This is a genomic window from Curtobacterium sp. ME26 (assembly GCF_903970945.1).
Taxonomy (GTDB): Bacteria; Actinomycetota; Actinomycetes; order Actinomycetales; family Microbacteriaceae; genus Curtobacterium; species Curtobacterium citri.
The window spans coordinates 1-3,239 of the sequence record NZ_CAJCKG010000092.1; the positions used below are offsets into that span (position 1 = coordinate 1).

2 protein-coding genes are annotated in these 3,239 nt (G+C 73.5%); both read left to right on the forward strand.

What is annotated here, in order from left to right:
* Nucleotides 1–171 precede the first annotated feature (171 nt).
* Nucleotides 172–645 (forward strand): NUDIX domain-containing protein, encoded by a 474-nt coding sequence (locus H7A69_RS17075; RefSeq protein WP_182048135.1) that lies wholly within the window; start codon nt 172–174, stop codon nt 643–645.
* 83 nt (nt 646–728) lie between these two features.
* Entirely contained in the window at nt 729–3,014 is a 2,286-nt protein-coding gene (locus H7A69_RS17080; RefSeq protein WP_182048136.1) for a beta strand repeat-containing protein, read from the forward strand.
* The last annotated feature ends 225 nt before the right edge of the window (nt 3,015–3,239 follow it).

The following is a 3,239-nucleotide window of genomic DNA, read 5'->3' on the forward strand; positions in this document are numbered from 1 at the left end:
GCGCAGGGCGTGGCGGTGCTTAGTGGGCTCTGCGCTGTCTGTCGCTCCTCGCCGCTCTTGCGGTCTCAGCGTTCAAGCTGGTCGAAGAGGTCGGCGGCTTGCTGGTGGTGCTCGGGGCTTGGAGTGAAGACTCGGTCGGGGAAGTTGCCGGGCAGCTGCAACCGGACCTGGTTGCGAGTCACCAGCGCCGGACTCCTGCTGCACCGCGGTCCGCCGCACGACGGCGACCTGCAGGTGTTCCTCGCGCACATGGGCGGGCCGTTCTGGCGGCGCCGCACGCGGGCGTGGTCGATCCCGAAGGGACTGCTCGAGGAGGGCGAGGACGCCCTCGCCGCGGCCCGCCGCGAGTTCGCCGAGGAGATCGGCGTCGCGGCTCCCGACGGAGAGGTCGTCGACCTCGGCGAGGTCCGCCAGGCGTCGGGCAAGCGGGTCCGGGTGTTCGCCCTGCCGGCCGAGGGGTTCGTCGTCGACGTGGTCCGGAGCAACACCGTGCGGCTCGAGCTGCCGCGCGGGTCCGGCCGGTTCGTCGAGGTGCCGGAGGTGGACGACGCACGGTGGGTCCCGGTCGACGAGGCACGCGAACTGCTCGTGGCGGGACAGGTCGTCGCACTCGACCGGCTGGTGTCCGCCGTCACCGATCCGTGACCTCGGGACCGTGCCCCGTCCGCGGGACACGAATAGCCTGAGGAAGCGTCAAGGACAGGTGGCGCCGACACAGGGGAGCACACATGCGCGGATTGCGCACCATCACCGCCGGCGGCATCGCCGTCGTCCTCGGGGCCGGGCTGGCGGTGAGCGGCGTGACGAGCGCCTCCGCCGCGACCGCGGGGCACTGGGGCGTCTTCACCGTCGCCGGGTCCGCCCGCGCTTACAGCGGAGCCGTCGCACTGCCGGGCTTCCCGGAGACCACGTTCACGTCGACCTCGCGCCAGACGCAGGTGGTCTCCGGCGCGTCGACCTGGCAGGGGCCCTCGACGCCGCCCGGAGCCGAGTACGGCAGCAGCCGGGGCAACTCGTACGTCAACCAGCGACCCGACACGGACAACGCGACCAGCCCCGCCGTCACCACCTACACCTTCGCGGGTGGCACCCCGGGCGCCGGCGGGTGGTCGTTCGTGCTGGGCGACATCGACGCCGACCAGGCCACCATCACGGCGACGCTCGCGGACGGCACCCCCGCCTCGGTCGCGCAGCTGGGCTTCGCCGGGGCGTACAACTCGTGTTCCGCGGGCTCACCGGGCGGCTGGTCCTGCGACGCGGACGGCGACGGTACCACCGGGCGGGACGTCCCGACGTGGAACGCGACGACCGGCGTCCTCGTCGGCAACCCGACGGCGAGCGACACGGACGGAGCCACCGCGTGGTTCACGCCGACCGCCTCGCTCGGCACCCTGACGATCACGTACCAGCAGCGGAGCGGGTTCCCCGTCTACCAGACCTGGTTCGCGAACCGCACCTCGTCCCTGTCCGGCGTCGCGACCCTCGACGGTGCGGCACTGCCCGGGGCCCTGGTGACCGCGACCGCACCGAACGGCACCGAGTACACCACCACGACCGGTGCCGACGGCGCGTACTCGTTCGACGCCCTGACGCAGGCCGACGGCTACCGGGTGTCGATCGCCACGCCCGACAACGCGGCGGTCGACGAGGCACCGGCCACGCTGTCCCTCCGCAGCGACGTCACCGGCGCCGACTTCGCCTTCAGCACGCCTCCCGGCACGGTCGAGGTCGACGGCACAGTGGTGGACGAGGACGGCCTCCCGGTCGCCGACGCCACCGTCACGGTGACCGACCCGGCGACGGGCACGGTCCTGGCCGAGGCGGTCAGCGACAGCGAGGGGCGGTGGAGCGCCTCGGGCCTGCCCGCGGGGACGGCGATCAGCGCCACCACCGCCGGCGCGACGCCGGTGACGGCGACCACGGGTGCGGACGGTGCTCCGTCGGCGACCGTGCCGCCGATCGTCGTCCAGGCACCGCTGGGGACGGTGAGCGGTCGTGTGACGCTCGACGGCGTGGCACCGACCTCGCCCGTGACGATCGAACTCGTGCAGGGCGACCAGGTCGTCGTGACGGTCGAGACCGCGGCGGACGGCTCGTACGACCTCCGCCTGCGTCCGGGGAGCTACACGGTCCGCACCGTCGCTCCGGTGGCGGGGGCCACGGGACCGACCGAGGTCGCCGTCACGGTCCCGGCCGACGGCACGGTGACGGCGGACTTCCCCTTCGTCGCACCGGTCCCGCAGACCGTGTCGCAGGCGGGGACGGTGACGTACACCGACGGCACGCCGGTCGCCGGGACGACCGTCACCGCCCGCCCGGTCGATGCGGGTGCCGGTGCCGACGTCCAGGGCAGCACGGGTGCCGACGGGTCGTTCGACCTCGTCGGGTTGACGCCCGCAACGCCCTACGTGCTGACGGTCGACGGAGCGGACCCCCGGACCGTCACCTCGGCCGGGTCCGGAGCCGCACCGACGCCGGTCGCGTTCGTCCTGCCGCTGCCGACCGTGGAGCAGCCGGGAACCGTGACGGACGCCGACGGCGCGGCCGTGCGCGGAGCCGAGGTCGTCGCGACGCCTGTCGACCCGGCCGACGGCAGCCCCGTCGAGGCCACGACGGACGCGGACGGCGCGTTCGACCTGACCGGACTGCGCCCGAGCACCGCCTACTCGGTGATCGCTGGCGTCGAGGACCTCGCCAGCGAGCCCGTGGCGGTGACGACGGCCGCCGTCGGTGCGACCCCGACACCGCTGGCGATCGCGCTGCCGGCCGTGGCGGTGCCCCCGACCACGCAGCCGACGCCCGCTCCGACCGCACCGGTCGAGCCGGGCACCGGGCCGACGACCGTGCCGGTCGGCAGCGCGGGTGGCAGCGTGACGGGCGGTGGACTCGCGTTCACCGGTACGGAGCTCACGCCGGGGCTGATCGCCGCGGGCGCGTTCGTCCTGCTGGGCGGCGGTCTGCTGACGTTCCGGGCCGTGCGGAACCGTCGCCGCACGACGCACCTGCAGGACTGACCCGGTGACGAGGACGGGGCGGGTCGGCGCACTGCCGACCCGCCCCCTTCGCGTCGTGACGGCACCCGGGGGTGAACCCCGCCCCCCCCCCGTCTCCCCCCAGCAACGTATAGAGGGCACACTGCTTGAATATCATCACCCCCGCGAAACCCGCATGCCTGCTTTCCGGTTAAAAAAACAACACTCCTAGTCCAGACTCTTTCAGCCACACTATCAACTCTTCCT

Excerpts from the sequence above, each read along its gene's own strand:
- H7A69_RS17080 (WP_182048136.1), top strand. The coding sequence starts at position 729 with ATGCGCGGATTGCGCACCATCACCGCCGGCGGCATCGCCGTCGTCCTC.